The sequence below is a fragment of the Nocardiopsis halotolerans DSM 44410 genome (assembly GCF_000341065.1).
In the GTDB taxonomy this organism is placed as follows: Bacteria; Actinomycetota; Actinomycetes; order Streptosporangiales; family Streptosporangiaceae; genus Nocardiopsis; species Nocardiopsis halotolerans.
The window spans coordinates 18949-33533 of record NZ_ANAX01000007.1 but is presented as its reverse complement, the minus strand read 5'-3'; the positions used below and the strand labels follow the sequence as shown (position 1 = coordinate 33533).

The window sequence follows — 14585 nt, the reverse complement described above, 5'->3', positions numbered from 1 at the left end:
GCGACGACCCGGGAGGTGGAGTGCGGGTTCTGCACGGCGTGTGGACCGGGAGCGCACTGGCGGTGTGGGCGGAGGAGCCCCCCTCCGCTCCGGCCGCGCGCCCCCGCGGGGACGGCCGGGTGCGCCCGCATCCGTTCGCGGTGGACGCCCGCGGCCTGCGCGCGCTCCTGGATGACACGGGCGCCGGACCGGTCACCGCGACCGCCGGGCACCTGGAGCTGACCCTGCCCGGGGACACCTCCGCCCCGTTCCCCTCCACCGACGCCCCCGGGACCGCCCCGACCGCCTTCCACCCCTGGCGGGTGCCCGCGCTGCGCCTGGACGCCGCCTCCGCCGAGACACTCCTGGCCGCCGACCTCCCCGGGCCCGCCCCCGGCCCCTCACTGGTCCACCTGCGCGCGGTCCGCGCCTTCGCCGAGCGCCTGGTCGCCTCCGGATGCGTGCTCCCCGACCTCGTGGGCGACCCGCCCCGGGCCCGCTGGCGGCCCGCGCCGCTGGACTGGGCGGAGGAGCACCTGGCCGCGCTCACCGGCGCCCTGCCGCCCTCGGCACGCGCCCACCTGCCCGGGGAGCCGCCCGACGCGGTCGCCCGCGCCTGCGTGCTCGCTCCCCTGGAACTGCTCACCGACGCGGCGGCCCGCCGCCTGGCCGGGCCCCGCGCCGAGGGCCCGGACACCGACGGGCGGCCCGGCCGGCTGCTGGCCGCGGCGCTCACCGGCGGACGCACCGCGGTCGACGCCGACACCGCCGCCCGGCTGCGCGGTCCCCTGCGTGACTGGCGCTCCCGGGTGCGCGGCGCGGGCCGGGCCGCCCTGCTGTTCCTACTGCGCGAACCCGACCGCGACGGGCCGTGGACGCTGGAGTTCTGGGTGCGCTCGGTCGCCGATCCCGGCCTGCGCCTGCCCCTGGAACAGGTGTGGTTGGGCGAGGGGACCGCCTGGCTGCCCGCCGACGTGGGCACCACCGCCCTGGCCGACCTGCGCCGGGCCGCACGCCACCATCCTCCGCTGCACCGCGCGCTGCGCGACCTGGCACCGGCCCGCCTGCCGATGAGCACCGAGGACGCCCAGCGGTTCCTCGCCGAGGGCGCGCCCCGGCTGAGCGGTGCCGGGTTCGGAGTGGTCCTGCCCGAGTGGCGCACCAGGCCCGCCCTGAGCCTGCGCGTGACGGTCGACGAGGCGCCGCGCAGACGCCGGAGCGGGGGCGTGGGCCCCTCCGACCTGGTCAACGTGTCCTTCGAGGCACTGGTCCACGGCAGCGACGCCGACCCGCTCACCGAGGAGGAACTGACCGAACTCGCCGAGCTCGCCCGCCTCAAGCGTTCCCTGGTGCGCGTGCGCGGCCGGTGGACGGAGGTGGACCCCGAGCGGATCGGCGCCACCCTGGACCTGGTCAAGCGACGAGGCGGCCACTGGATGCGCACCGACGAGGCGCTGCGCACGGCCATCGGTGTCGAGGGCACGGCGCCCCTGCCGGTCACCGACACGGTCGCCTCGGGGCCGCTGGGCGCGCTGCTGGACGGGGGCGCCAAGGCCGAGCCGCGCCCGATGGGCACACCGGCGGGCTTCGAGGGCGCGCTGCGTCCCTACCAGGACCGGGGCGCCTCGTGGCTGCGTTTCCTGGGGGAACTGGGGCTGGGCGCGGTGCTGGCCGACGACATGGGTCTGGGCAAGACCGTGCAGCTGCTGGCCCTGCTCACCGACGAGCGCCGCGGGGGTCCGGCACCGGGGCCGACCCTGCTGGTGTGCCCGGTCTCGCTCGTGGGCAACTGGCGGCGCGAGGCCGAACGGTTCGCCCCCTCCCTGCGGGTGCACGTCCAGCACGGTCCGGACCGGCCGTCGGGCAACGCGCTGGCCCGCCTGGTGGGGTCGTGCGACCTGGTGGTCACCACCTACGGGGTGGTCGCCCGCGACACCGAGGAGTTGGCGGGCATGCCCTGGCACCGGGTGGTGTGCGACGAGGCCCAGGCGCTCAAGAACCACGGCACCCGGCAGGCGCGGGCCGTGCGGTCGCTGCCCGCGGCCACGCGGATCGCGCTCACCGGGACCCCGGTGGAGAACAACCTGGGCGAGCTGTGGTCGGTGATGGAGTTCGCCAACCCGGGGCTGCTGGGGACGGCGTCGGCCTTCGAGCGGGCGGTCGAGGGCGAGGAGGGGCCCGACACCGGCCTGGTGCGCCGCATGACCGGACCGTTCGTGCTGCGCCGCCTCAAGACCGACCGGTCGATCATCGCCGACCTGCCCGAGAAGCTGGAGATGCGCACCTGGTGCACGCTCACGCCGGAGCAGGCGTCGCTGTACAAGGCGGTGGTGGACGAGATGGGCGAGCGGTTGGCCGAGGCGACCGAGAAGGAGCGCAAGGGGTTGGTGCTGGCGACGATGTCGCGGCTCAAGCAGATCTGCAACCACCCGGCGCAGTTCCTGGGGGACGGTTCGGCCCTGTCGGGGCGTTCGGGAAAGCTGGAGCGGCTGGAGGCGATCCTGGGCGGGGCCGTGGCCGACGGCGACAAGGCCCTGTGCTTCACCCAGTACGCGCGGTTCGGCGACCGGCTGGCCCCCTACCTGCGTTCGCGCCTGGGGGTGCCGGTGCTGTGGCTGCACGGGGGCACGCCGAGGGCGGAGCGCGAGGAGATGACCCAGCGCTTCCAGGGCATGGACGGCCCGGCGGTGTTCCTGCTCTCGCTCAAGGCCGCCGGGACGGGGCTGAACCTGACGGCGGCCAACCACGTCGTGCACGTGGACCGGTGGTGGAACCCCGCGGTGGAGAACCAGGCCACCGACCGGGCCTTCCGGATCGGCCAGCGCCGCGACGTGCAGGTGCGCAAGCTGGTGTGCGTGGGCACGCTCGAAGAGCGGGTGGACGAGATGATCGAGCGCAAGAGCGCGCTCGCCGACAGCGCCGTGGCCACGGGTGAGGAGTGGCTGGCCGGGTTGTCCGTGGCGGACCTGCGCGAGGTCGTGCGGCTGTCCCCGGAGGCGGTGGCGGGGTGAGCGTGCGAAGGAGTGGAAGCGCATGAGCACGTGGTCGTCCCTGTTCGCCGGTGCTCTGGGGGAACCCGGCCGTGTTCCGGGGGGTACGCGGGTCGAGCGGCTGACGGTGCGTCCGGGCGAGGTCGCGGGACGGGTGCGCGGCCCGGGCTCGCACGAGGTGAGTCTGATCCGTCCGGTACCGCCGGAGGGCGAGTGGGAGCGCCTGTGCGGCGCGCTGGCCTCCCAGCCGGTGTTCCGCGCCCGGATCCTGGCCGGTGAGCTGCCGGTGGCGTCGGCCCGGGTGTTCTCGCTGCTGGGATGGGACCTGGTGCCGCGCGGGTGGGGCGCGCTGGTGGCGACCTGTTCCTGTGACCGGTGGGACTCCCGGTGCGCGCACCTGGCGGCGGCGGTCGCGGAGCTGGGCGCCGAGGCCGACCGCGACCCGTTCACGCTGACCCGCTGGCTGGGCAGGGAACGCCGTGCGCTGGTGGCGCAGGTCAGAGCACTTTCCTCGACCACCACAAAAGGATCTTCGGGCGAAGACGAGACATTCGAGGAAAATGACGGAGGGGAAGGGAAGACCTTTGACACGGCGGACGTTTCCTCTCACCCGACGGACGCGGATCCCTCCTCGGCCGCCGCGTTCTGGTCCGCGCCGCCGCCTCCCGCGCCACCGCACCCGCCGGAGGGCGCCGGAGAGCGCCTCAGGGCCGCCGCTCCCGGTCTTGTGGCCGATGATCTGCCCGGTTTCGGACACACGTGAACTGAGACCGGAACATGGCGTGTGCCCCCTCGAATACGCGGCTCGAACTTTGTTGTGGAAAACTCCGGTAAGGCCGCGGAAACACGGTTACCATTCGGCCAGAGAACGCTCTTCGCCACTTCTTCGGATGGGTATCCTCATGGCCGATCACTTTCCTCCCGACATCGACATGGAAACCCCCAGCATCGCACGCATGTACGATTTCCTGTTGGGGGGCAAGGACAACTTCGAGGCCGACCGCAAGGCCTGTGAGGCGCTCGCGGAGAACATTCCCGAGCTGGTCGCCTTCGCCAACGACAACCGCGCCTACCTCTCCCGTGCGGTGGAGTACGTCGCGGCCCAGGGGGTGGAGCAGTTCCTCGACCTGGGGGCCGGTCTGCCCACCGCCAACAACACCCACCACGCGGCCCAGCGGGCCAACCCCCGCGCCCGGGTGCTCTACGTCGACCACGATCCCATCGTGCTCGCGCACGGGCGGGCGCTGATCAGCGACAGCGCGGACACCGCCTTCCTGCTGTCCGACATCCGCGACACCGACCGCGTCCTCGGCGCCCCCGAGACCACCCGGCTCATCGACACGGACCTGCCGGTGTGCGTGATGCTGGTGTCGCTCCTGCACTGCCTGCCCGACGACAGCGACCCGTTCGGCATGGTGCGCTCGCTCATGGACCGCCTCGCGCCGGGCTCGTGCGTCATCTTCTCCCACATCGTCTCCGACAACCCGGCCTCCGGCGAGTGGATGACCGACAAGATCCTGTCCTTCGGCACCCCGTGGGGACGGGTGCGCAGCCCCGAGGAGGCCTCCGTGGTCTTCGAGGGCCTGGAACTGACCAGCCCCTGGATCGACGGACGCGACGAGGGCCCCTTCGCGGTGGACTGCGCCACCTGGCGCATGCCAGGAGTCGACCCGGTGTTCCGCCCCACCGATGCCAACGTCAAGCTGTGGGAGCTGGCGGGCGTGGCGTTCAAGCGCTGACCGGAGCACCACCGCCGGGGGGGTGGCGTTCCCAGCGGAGCCACTCCCCCGAGGAACCGAGGAACCGAGGAACCGAGGAACCGAGGAACCGAGGCGAGCGTCCCCGACCGGTGTCCTCGCCCACCTCCACCGGACCACGTGTGGAGACGGGTACAGACACCCCGCCGTCCCTCCGCCCGGACCACCCGCGAGAGGTGTGCTGGTCAGCGCACGCCACCGACCAGCACACCCTGGGCCGGCATCCCTACTCGTACTCGGCGAGGACCTCCTGGGCGATGCCGAACGCCCTGTTCGCGGCGGGCACCCCGCAGTAGACCGCGGCCTGGAGGAACACCTCACCGATCTCGTCCGGGCTCAGCCCGTTGCGCAGCGCCGCGCGCACGTGCATGGCCAGTTCGTCCCAGTGGCCGTGCGCGAGCAGCGCGGTGAGCACCATGCAGCTGCGAGTACGGCGGTCCAGCCCCGGGCGGGTCCAGATCTCACCCCAGGCGTAGCGGGTGATGAGGTCCTGGAACGGCTCGGTGAAACCGGTCGTGCGCTCCTGGGCGCGGTCCACGTGCTCGTCGCCCAGCACCGCGCGGCGCACCCGCGTCCCCGAGGCGTGGCGGTCGGCGGACGCGAAGTGCTGGGTGAGCAGCGTGTTCACCTTGGCGCTCTGCTGCCAGGAGAGCAGGTGCGCGGCGTCCTCCAGCACCACCAGACGCGCGTCCGGGACGCGCTCGGCGATCAGTGCGGCGTTGCCCTCGGGCGGTGTGGACGGGTCGTCGGCACCGCCGATGACGAGTGTGGGCGCCGTGACCCGGTGCAGGTCCTCACGCAGGTCGTAGGTCTCGATGGCCCCGCAGCAGCCCGCGTATCCCTCCGGCGCGGTCGCCGCGATCTGGTCGCGCAGCCGGGTGACCTCCTGGGGGCGCTCCTTGACGAAGGCCGGGGTGAACCAGCGCTCCACCACCGAGTCCGCCACGGCCCCGGTGCCCTCGGCCCGCACCAACGCGGCCCGGTCCCGCCAGTTCTGGGCCGGTCCCATGTAGGGGGAGGTGGCCAGCAGGGCCAGGTGGTCGATGCGCTCCGGGTGGTGGACCGCGAGCCACTGCCCGACCATGCCGCCGATGGACAGCCCGGCGTAGTGGGCGCGCTCGATGCCCAACCGGTCCATCAGCGCGATGACGTCGCCACCCAGGTCGGCCATGGTGTACGGCCCCTCGGGAACCGGCGAGCCCCCGTGCCCCCTGTGGTCGAAGCGGATCACCCGGAAGACGGTCGAGAGCGCCTCGACCTGCGGCTCCCACATCCGCGTGGTGGTGCCCAGGGAACCGCCGAGCAGCAGCGGCGGCGCGTCGGCCGGTCCGCTCTCGGTGTGGTGGAGGTCAACGCTCATGGAATCCTCGTGCTCCTTCTTCGCTCGGTGGTGTCGTCCGCGCGGCGGTCCTACCCGCTCTGGCCCCGGTGACCCTGCCGGTGAACACCGGGGCGGCGCCCAGGTACCCGGACGGGTCGAGCAGGGCGCGGATCCGTTCGGGGGTGCGTACGCCGTCGAGGCGCTCGGCGAGGACGTCGGCCAGGTCGCGGGCGGCGTCGACGGCCTCCCGGCAGGCCTCGGTGACCAGGTGGTGGGCGTCCACGCGGCCGAGTTCGGGAGCCAGGTCGGCGGTGACGCGCTCGGACAGGGCCAGGCCCCCGGTGGCGTCGAGGTTGGCGCGCATCCGGGCGGGGTCGACGCGCAGCCGGGCGGCGCTGGTACGTAGCCAGGCCACGGCGGAGCCGGTGCGGCGCAGCAGGTCGGTGAGGGGCNGGTCGGTGAGGGCCAGCCACTCGGAGTGCCAGCTTCCGGCGGCCCTCTGGTGCTCCTGGATCTGGGCGGCGAACAGGGTCGCGACCAGCCCGGGGGCCTGGCGTGCGTTGGCCAGGGCGCTGACGGCCGCGACGGGGTTGCGCTTGTGCGGCAGGGTGGAGGAGCCGCCGACCCCGGGGCCGCCGTCCTCGACCAGTTCACCGACCTCGGTCTGGGCCAGGAGCACGACGTCCTGGGCGGCGGTGCCGACCGCTCCGCAGATCCGGCCCAGGGCCGCGGCCAGTTCGGTGATCCGTCCGCGTTCGGTGTGCCAGGGCAGGACGGGTTCGGCCAGGTCCAGGCGTGCGGCCAGGGCCGCGGTCACGGCGGGTCCGTCCTCGCCGAGGGAGGCCAGGGTGCCCACGGCACCGCCGAACTGCACGGCCAGGCGGTGGTGCAGCACGTGGTCGAGCTGGTCCGCGGCCTCGCCCAGTCCGTTGGCCCATCCCGCGACGACCGCGCCGAAGGTGGTGGGCAGGGCCTGCTGGAGCAGGGTGCGGCCGGGCATGACCGTGGTGCGGTGGGCCTCGGCCAGGTCCCGCAGGTCGTCGGCGAGCGCGCGCAGGTCCGACAGCAGGGCGCCGCCCGCGCGGCGGGCGATCAGCATGGCGCCGGTGTCCATGACGTCCTGGCTGGTCGCGCCCCGGTGCACGTGCCGCGCGGCGTCGGGGTCGTGCTCGCGTACCCGGGAGGTGAGCTCCCGGACCAGGGGGATGACCGGGTTGCCGCCGCCCGCGGCGGCCCTCCCCAGGGCGGCGGGGTCGTAGCGGTCGGCGCGGCAGGCCGCGGCGACGGAGTCGGCCCGCTCCCCGGTCAGGGTTCCTGTGTCGGCGAGGGCGCGCGCGAGGGCGGCCTCCACGTCCAGCAGAGCCTGGAGCCATGCGGTGTCGTCGGTGAGCGCGGCCAGGGGGCCGTGGTCGAGGACACCGTCGAACAGGCCGGTCATGGGTTTCCCTCCGGGGCTCGGGCTGTCGGGACGTGCGGGGTCGGGACGGTGCGGGGCCGGGCACCGTGTCACCGTCGACCACGGGGCCGGCCCTGGTGCGCTGGGCGGATACGCCGCCGGTACGGCCGAAGTGCTCCGCCCTCGGATGATCGGGTGAACCTGGTGGGCCTTTCCGGTCACCGCGCTAGACGTCGAAGAAGACGGTCTCCCCCTCACCCTGGAGGCGGATGTCGAAACGGTATCCGTCCTCCTCACGGCGGGCGACGAGGGTGGCCCGGGCCTCCGGATCACCGATGCCGTTCAGTACCGGGTCGGCGGCGTTGGCCGCCTCCTCCTCAGGAAAGTACAGGCGGGTGACCACCCGGTTCAGCATGCCGCGCGCGAACACCGACACGTCGATGTGCGGCGCCTGGTCCCCGTGCGGGCCCGGGACGGGTCCGGGTTTGAGGGTGCGGATCCCGTACGCGCCGCTGGCGTCGGTGGGGCAGCGGCCGAAGGCGCGGAAGCCCGGGTGGGCCCTGGCGCCGCGCGGGTCGTCGGGGTGGTCGAAGCGGCCCTCGGGGTCGGCCTGCCATGTCTCGACGAGGGCGTCGGGAACGGTCGCGCCCGCGCCGTCGTGGACGGTGCCGCGGATCCACAGCGCGCCGGGGACGTCCTCGTCGACGGCGTAGGGCCCGTCGGGCCAGGGCAGGCCGATGTGCAGGTAGGGGCCGACCGTCTGGGAAGGGGTGGTGGGATACGTGCTCACTCGTCGTCCTCCAGGATCTCTTCCTCGGACTCGAACGGGGTCTGTTCGCGTCCGCGCAGCACGACGTCCCAGCGGTAGGCCAGCGCCCACTCGGGTTCGGTGGCGTCGTGGTCGTAGCTGGCCAGCATGCGTTCACGGGCCTTGGGGTCGGGCACCGAGTTCCACATGGGGTCCTGGAAGAACAGCGGGTCGTCCGGGAAGTACATCTGGGTGACGAGCCGCTGGGTGAAGGCCCTCCCGAACAGGGAGAAGTGGATGTGCGCGGGCCGCCAGGCGTTCCGGTGGTTGCGCCAGGGGTAGGCGCCGGGGCGGATGGTGACGAACCGGTAGTGGCCCTCGGCGTCGGTCAGGGCTCGGCCGACGCCGGTGAAGTGGGGGTCCAGCGGAGCGGGCCAGTTGTCGCTGGTGTGGCGGTAGCGGCCGCCCGCGTTGGCCTGCCAGATCTCCACCAGGGTGTGCGGAACGGGGCGGCCGTCGCTGTCGCGGACCTGGCCGTGCACGATGATGCGCTGCCCCTGGGGCTCCTCCTCGTGCTGGCGGGTGAGGTCGTGGTCGAGCTCGCCGAGGCGGTCCTGGCCCAGGACCGGCGCGGTGATCTCGGTGAGCATGTGCGGGAGCAGGGTGAGCGGGCGCTTGGGGTGGCGCAGCGCGGTGCTCCCGTACTCGGGGTAGTCCAGTGGCGGGTGGGTGTCGGGGTCGCGGACGTAGCCGGGCACGTGCAGACCGGACGGCGTTCGCGTCGCGTCGGAGGGTGTGGGAGGTGTGGACATGGGAGGTGTTCCTTCGTTCGTGCGGTACCGGCTACCGGGGTCCCGCGTGACGGTCGACTGTGTCGTGGCTCCGCTTCGCTCTGCTCGCCCGTCGCCCTCCCCGTCCCCGGCGGACGGCGACGGCCGCGCTCTCTTCCCCGTTCGGGCGCCCTCACCGGTTCCTACGCCTGGAGGACGACGGCCAGTCCCTGACCGACGCCGATGCACAGCGCGGCCAGGCCCCATCCCCCACCTCGCCGGCGCAGCTCGTGGGCGAGGGAACCGAGGATACGGGCTCCCGAGGCGCCCAGCGGGTGACCGATGGCGATGGCGCCGCCGTTGGGGTTGACGATGTCGGGGTCCAGTCCCCTCCAACTGCGGACGCAGGCCAGGGACTGGGCGGCGAAGGCCTCGTTGAGCTCGACCACGGACAGGTCTCCCCAGCCGATTCCGGCGCGTTCGAGGGCGATCTCGGCGGCGCGGACGGGGCCGATGCCGAACACGTCGGGATCGACCCCGGCGGCCCCGCGTCCGGCGATGCGGGCCATGGGGACCAGCCCCGCGGCCTCGGCGGCGTCCCGGGTGCCCAGCAGCAGGGCGGCGGCCCCGTCGTTGAGCGGTGAGGCGTTCCCGGCGGTGATGGTGCCCTCGGCGCGGAAGGCGGGCTTGAGGCCGGCGAGCTTGTCGGCGGAGGTCTCGCGGATGGACTCGTCCCGGTCCAGGTGCGCGTCGGGGACCTGGACGATCTCGTCGTCGAAGACGCCCCCGGCCCAGGCCTCGGCGGCCCTGGCGTGGCTGGCCAGGGCGAAGGCGTCCTGGTCGGCGCGCGAGATCCCGTGCTGCCGGGCCAGGCCCTCGGTGCCCTCGCCCAGGGAGACGGTCCACCGCCCGGGCATGCGCGGGTTGACCATGCGCCAGCCGAGGGTGGTCGAGTGCAGGGTGGCGTCGGTGGCGGGGAAGCCCCTGGCCGGTTTGGGCATCACCCAGGGGGCGCGGCTCATGGACTCCACTCCCCCGGCCACGGCCAGGGAGGCGTCGCCGACCTGGATGGCGCGGCTGGCCTGGATGGCGGCCTCCAGGCCCGAACCGCACAGGCGGTTGACGGTGACTCCGGGCACCGAGGTGGGCAGCCCGGCCAACAGGGTGGCCATGCGGGCGACGTTGCGGTTCTCCTCGCCCGCGCCGTTGGCGTTGCCGAGGGCGACCTCGTCGACGGCGGCGGTGTCCAGGCCGGGCGCGCGTTCGACGAGGGACCTGACGACGTGGGCGGCCAGGTCGTCGGGGCGGACCCCGGACAGGGCGCCGCCGTACCTGCCGAAGGGTGTGCGGACGGCGTCGAGGACGTGGACGTCGGTCACCGTGGACCTCCTGGTGTGCTGCGGCCGGGGCAGGTCCCGGGCGCGGACGGACTGGAACCTAACGTTGTTAGGTAACTGTAGGGTGCCGCCTTCCCCGCGGCCTCAGGCGGCCCCGGTCAGGGAGCGGACCACCGACAGTTCGGCTTCGGTGGGTTCGGGGGTGACGGCCAGGTCCCCGGACACGACCAGGTCCCAGCCGGTCGCCTCCCGGACCGCGTCCGCCTCCACACCCGGGTGCACGCCGGTCAGGACGAGTTCGCGGGTGACGGGATCGGGTTCGAGCACGCCGAGGTCGGTGATCACCCGCACCGGACCGGCACCGCGCAGGCCCAGGCGCTCGCGGTCGCCGGGACCGGAGCCGTGGCCGACCGAGGTGACGAAGTCGACCTTCTCGACGAAGGCGCGGCTGCTGTGCCGCATGATGACGATGACCTCGCGGCAGGAGGCGGCGATCTCGGGGGCGCCGCCCGCTCCTGGCAGGCGCACCCTCGGGTTCGCGTAGTCGCCGATCACGGTGGTGTTGATGTTGGCGTACCGGTCGATCTGGGCGGCGCCGAGGAAGCCGACGTCGATCCGCCCGGCCTGCAACCAGTAGTTGAAGACCTCCGGAACCGGGACCACGGTGTCGGCGGTGTCGGCGAGGATCCCGTCGCCGATGGACAGCGGCAGGTGGTCCGGAACGGTGCCCAGGGTGCCGGACTCGTAGACCATCCACAGCCCCGGCGCGTGGGTGCGGTGGGCCACGTTGGCGGCGGTACTGGGCAGTCCGATGCCGACGAAGCAGGACATCCGGTCACGCAGGGAGCGGGCCGCGGTGACGGTCATGATCTCGTCGGAGGTCCAGTTCGCGGTGGTCACAGGCCCCTCCCAGCGGGCTCGGACACGGCGGGGGTGTCGGTGAGCTCCTTGAGCCAGGCACCGAAGGACTCGCGGTCGCGCCCGACGGCGTCCCAGGCACGGTAGGCCTCGTTGTCGCGCTCGTAGTAGCCGTGCGCGTAGGAGGGCGCCGCGCCGCCGGGAACGACGCTGACCCGGTTCACCACACGCGCGGGCAGGACGACCTGCCCGGGGACGGGGTCGAGGGTGTCCACGACCTCCTCGACGGTGACCAGGGCGCGGTCGGCGGCCAGGACGGCCTCCTTCTGGATGCCGGTGATCCCCCACAGCTGCACGTTGCCGTCGCGGTCGGCGCGCTGGGCGTGCACGACGGTGACGTCGGGGTTCAGGGCGGGCACGGCCGCGAGCTCCTGCCCGGTGAAGGGGCAGGTGACGGTCCTGATGTTGGGGTTGTTGGCGACCAGGTCGGTGCCGGAGTAGCCCCGCAGGATGGCGAAGGGCAGGCCGGAGGCGCCCGCGACGTAACGGTTGGCCATCCCGGCGTGGCTGTGCTCCTCGATCTCCAGGGGGACGGGCCAGGAGGAGGTGACGGCGTCACGGAAGCGGTGCAGTGAACCGACACCGGGGTTGCCGCCCCAGGAGAAGACGAGCTTGCTGGCGCACCCGGCGCCGATGAGCTGGTCGTAGACGATGTCGGGGGTCATGCGGACCAGGGTGAGGTCGCGCAGGCCCTGGCGGATGATCTCGTGCCCCGCCGCCACGGGGATGAGATGGGTGAACCCTTCCAGGGCGACGGTGTCGCCGTCGTGGACGAGCTCGCGTACCGCCTCGTCCAGGGGCACGATCATGAGGCACTCCCGTTCGGATAGCGAATAGATGTTCTCAGAGCGAACATCTGGGATATGACGGTAGCGCCGATCCCGGACGTGGTCAAGGGATGTGTGACGCGCCCCGCACGCGGGGGACACGTTCCCTTCCGGCGCCAGCTTCCCGCCACACCACCGTGAACTGGGGCCTCTCCCCGCACATGGCAGGCACGAGGGCCCGGGCACCCCTTCGCGCGCGAGGGCCCCGCGCCGGGGGACACGTCCCGAGGCACACCCCGGGGTCGGCGCCCCGCACACCGCCTTCGTGGGCCGCCAAAGCCCTCAGTAGCGTTGACCGGGTTCATACGGGCGAGAACGTGGAGCGCGCATCGATGGTCTTTCCGCACGAGGATCCCCCGGAGCAGGGCGGGTCGGGGGCCGAACACACGGACCAGGGCGACGACGCGCTCGGAAGGCACTGGCGGACCCACCGGCAGCGCCTGAAGACCCTGGCGCCCTTCGTCTGCGGGATGCTCGGCGGATCGGCCACGCTCACCATCGCCTTCATCGCCCCGGACAGCGCCTTCGCCGAGGCCGGGTGGCGGGTCGCGGCCGTCCTCGTACCGCTCGGTGTGCTCGCGGGACTGCTGTACAACCACTTCGCCCCGTTCGGGAACCGCGTCCGGGTGGCCGTCCACGAACACGGTGTGCGTGTGCTGCCCGAAAACGGACCCGCCGTGACGTGCGTACCGGCGCGGGTGACCACCGTGGCGGATCCCGGGGCCCCCGTCGACAAGCAGCCGCTGGCCCTGGCGTGGCCCGCACCAGGGGGCGGGACCGCGTCGGCCCGCCTGGACTCCTTCGGTTCCGCCCGCGCGCTGCGACGCGCCCTGGTGGACCGCGAGTTCTCCGGGGACCCCGGGCGTTCACGGGCGGTGGCGGCGGCGGTCGCGGCCGTCGCCCTGGTGCTGTTCTACGCCTGGTTGTTCGTGCCCCGCCCCCTCGCCGTACCCGAGGAGTACGAGCACCTGCGAGCGTTCTGCGCCGACCCGGAGATGGTGTTCACGGACGTGCCCGCCTACGAGGGCGAGGGGCCGCACCACCTCTCCCTCGTCGAGGAGCAGCGGTACCTGAGGCCGGTCGAGGAGGTGTCCTTCCCGGACCTCGGCGCGCGGATGGAGGAACGCGGCTGGTCCACCGACATGGAGGACGCCGCCCTGATCGCCTGCGGCCGGATCAGCCTGGGCGAGGAACTGGACACCTGCTCCTACACGCCGTCGTTCAGCGGCCTGCCCAGCGGCCACGACGACAGGACCGTGCCCCTGCACCTGACGCACTTCGAGTACGACCTGTACGAGGCGACCACGCACAGGCACGTGGCCACCGTGGAGGCGACCGGGTCGGCGGTCGAGGACTGGGAGTGCCCTCCGCGGATCCGAGAGGACCAGGACGCGATCACCGTCGAACAGGACTACGCAACCGTCGTCGACACACTCGCCCCCTACGTCGAAGACCGTGCGGAGGGCTGACGCCCGCAGAGTTCGGGGAGGACGGCCGGGCACCGTGGCCTGAGCGGCCGGAAGGCGACTCCGCGAAAACCGCCACGGCCCACCGCGCGGGAGCGTGCCAGTGAACGGGGCGGGCCCTCCGCGAAGAGCGGGGCGCGTACGGTCCGACTTCGGCACGCCGTCTGTGCGGTATGAGAACATCTCCGGGGATTCGGTCTCCCGCACCCGAACCCCGCAGCCACCACCGCTCCCGAGCCTGGAAGAGCACATGCCCACCGAAGAAGACGAGGCCCGCGGCGCCCACTTCGTACAGTCCCTGGAGCGCGGCCTGACCGTCATCCGCGCCTTCTCCGCGGAACGGCGCTCCATGACCCTCAGCGAGGTCGCGCGCGAGACCGACCTGACCCGTGCCGCCGCCCGCCGCTTCCTGCTCACCCTGGTCGACCTGGGGTACGTGCGCACCGACGGCAGGCTGTTCTCGCTCACCCCGCGCGTGCTGGAACTGGGCTACGCCTACGTGGCCTCCGCCGGGCTGCCGGACGTGGCCCAGCCCCACCTGGAGGACCTGTCCGCGCGGGTGCACGAGTCGGCCTCGGTGTCGGTGCTGGAGGGCGACGACGTGCTCTACGTGGCGCGTGTGGCGACCTCGCGGATCATGGCGGTCGCCATCACCGTGGGCACCCGCTTCCCCGCCTCGGCCACCTCGATGGGCCGGGTGCTGCTGGCCGGTCGCGACGACCGCGACCTCGACGCCTACCTGGAGCGGGTGGAACTCAGGCCCCTGACCAGGTTCACCATCACCGACCGGGCCGAACTGCGCGCCGAACTGGAACGGGTGCGCGAGCAGGGGTACGCGATCGTCGACCAGGAACTGGAGGAGGGGCTGCGCTCGCTGGCCGCGCCCGTCCGCGACGTTTCGGGCAGGGTGATCGCCGCCGCGAACGTGTCCGCGCACGCCAACCGGTCCTCGATCGAGGACGTGCGCCGCGACCTGCTGCCCGCGCTGCTGGAGGCGACCGCGCGTATCGAGGCCGACCTGGCCTCGGTGGCGCGCCGGGACGCGGGCGTGTGACGCGGCCGCCCTCCCGTGGCTG

At 73.3% G+C, this 14585-nt stretch carries 12 protein-coding genes; 5 read left to right on the top strand and 7 right to left on the bottom strand.

Going from position 1 to position 14585, the window contains the following annotated elements:
- Positions 1 to 20 precede the first annotated feature (20 nt).
- From D455_RS0100410 to D455_RS0100400, 3 genes are all read left to right on the top strand, one after another.
- Entirely contained in the window at positions 21 to 2990 is a 2970-nt protein-coding gene (locus tag D455_RS0100410) for a DEAD/DEAH box helicase (RefSeq protein ID WP_017568785.1), read from the top strand.
- 22 nt (positions 2991 to 3012) lie between these two features.
- Entirely contained in the window at positions 3013 to 3732 is a 720-nt protein-coding gene (locus D455_RS0100405; protein WP_017568784.1) for an SWIM zinc finger family protein, read from the top strand.
- A 139-nt stretch (positions 3733 to 3871) separates the two neighbouring features.
- Positions 3872 to 4708: an SAM-dependent methyltransferase gene (locus D455_RS0100400; protein WP_026122169.1), complete on the top strand. Its 837-nt coding sequence runs from the start codon at positions 3872 to 3874 to the stop codon at positions 4706 to 4708.
- Positions 4709 to 4952: 244 nt separating this feature from the next.
- On the opposite strand, the gene pcaDC is transcribed toward D455_RS0100400, so the two are convergent.
- The 7 genes from pcaDC to D455_RS0100365 all read right to left on the bottom strand — a co-directional run bounded on the left by pcaDC (position 4953) and on the right by D455_RS0100365 (position 12025).
- A complete protein-coding gene (gene pcaDC / locus D455_RS0100395; RefSeq protein ID WP_017568782.1) occupies positions 4953 to 6086 on the bottom strand; it encodes a bifunctional 3-oxoadipate enol-lactonase/4-carboxymuconolactone decarboxylase PcaDC in 1134 nt (377 codons plus the stop codon).
- Complete coding sequence (gene pcaB, locus D455_RS0100390) at positions 6076 to 7485, bottom strand: 3-carboxy-cis,cis-muconate cycloisomerase (protein WP_017568781.1); 1410 nt, start codon at positions 7483 to 7485, stop codon at positions 6076 to 6078. Before pcaB ends, pcaDC begins: the two co-directional genes overlap by 11 nt.
- A 184-nt stretch (positions 7486 to 7669) precedes the next feature.
- A complete protein-coding gene (gene pcaG, locus D455_RS0100385) occupies positions 7670 to 8233 on the bottom strand; it encodes a protocatechuate 3,4-dioxygenase subunit alpha (RefSeq protein ID WP_017568780.1) in 564 nt (187 codons plus the stop codon).
- Complete coding sequence (gene pcaH / locus D455_RS0100380; RefSeq protein ID WP_017568779.1) at positions 8230 to 9003, bottom strand: protocatechuate 3,4-dioxygenase subunit beta; 774 nt, start codon at positions 9001 to 9003, stop codon at positions 8230 to 8232. Before pcaH ends, pcaG begins: the two co-directional genes overlap by 4 nt.
- Before the next feature lie 161 nt (positions 9004 to 9164).
- Positions 9165 to 10340: a thiolase family protein gene (locus tag D455_RS0100375; protein ID WP_017568778.1), complete on the bottom strand. Its 1176-nt coding sequence runs from the start codon at positions 10338 to 10340 to the stop codon at positions 9165 to 9167.
- Positions 10341 to 10442: 102 nt separating this feature from the next.
- Entirely contained in the window at positions 10443 to 11198 is a 756-nt protein-coding gene (locus tag D455_RS0100370) for a 3-oxoadipate--succinyl-CoA transferase subunit B (protein ID WP_017568777.1), read from the bottom strand.
- Complete coding sequence (locus D455_RS0100365; RefSeq protein ID WP_017568776.1) at positions 11195 to 12025, bottom strand: CoA transferase subunit A; 831 nt, start codon at positions 12023 to 12025, stop codon at positions 11195 to 11197. The genes D455_RS0100370 and D455_RS0100365 overlap by 4 nt, the downstream gene beginning before the upstream one ends.
- A gap of 350 nt (positions 12026 to 12375) precedes the next feature.
- Here D455_RS0100365 and D455_RS0100360 point away from each other — a divergent pair, with 350 nt between their 5' ends.
- Together D455_RS0100360 and D455_RS0100355 are read left to right on the top strand one after the other, a co-directional pair.
- On the top strand, positions 12376 to 13512 hold the full coding sequence (locus D455_RS0100360; RefSeq protein ID WP_017568775.1) for a hypothetical protein: 1137 nt from the start codon (positions 12376 to 12378) through the stop codon (positions 13510 to 13512).
- Positions 13513 to 13759: 247 nt separating this feature from the next.
- Positions 13760 to 14563 carry an IclR family transcriptional regulator domain-containing protein gene (locus D455_RS0100355; RefSeq protein WP_017568774.1) on the top strand — a complete coding sequence of 268 codons (804 nt, stop codon included), beginning with the start codon at positions 13760 to 13762 and terminating at the stop codon, positions 14561 to 14563.
- Positions 14564 to 14585 lie beyond the last annotated feature (22 nt).

What these genes read in the sequence shown, in the direction of transcription:
- D455_RS0100405 (WP_017568784.1), top strand. Translation starts at nt 3,013, where the DNA reads ATGAGCACGTGGTCGTCCCTGTTCGCCGGTGCTCTGGGGGAACCCGGC.
- D455_RS0100400 (WP_026122169.1), top strand. Translation starts at nt 3,872, where the DNA reads ATGGCCGATCACTTTCCTCCCGACATCGACATGGAAACCCCCAGCATC.
- pcaDC (WP_017568782.1), bottom strand. Translation starts at nt 6,086, where the DNA reads ATGAGCGTTGACCTCCACCACACCGAGAGCGGACCGGCCGACGCGCCG.
- pcaH (WP_017568779.1), bottom strand. Translation starts at nt 9,003, where the DNA reads ATGTCCACACCTCCCACACCCTCCGACGCGACGCGAACGCCGTCCGGT.
- D455_RS0100365 (WP_017568776.1), bottom strand. Translation starts at nt 12,025, where the DNA reads ATGATCGTGCCCCTGGACGAGGCGGTACGCGAGCTCGTCCACGACGGC.
- D455_RS0100360 (WP_017568775.1), top strand. Translation starts at nt 12,376, where the DNA reads ATGGTCTTTCCGCACGAGGATCCCCCGGAGCAGGGCGGGTCGGGGGCC.
- D455_RS0100355 (WP_017568774.1), top strand. Translation starts at nt 13,760, where the DNA reads ATGCCCACCGAAGAAGACGAGGCCCGCGGCGCCCACTTCGTACAGTCC.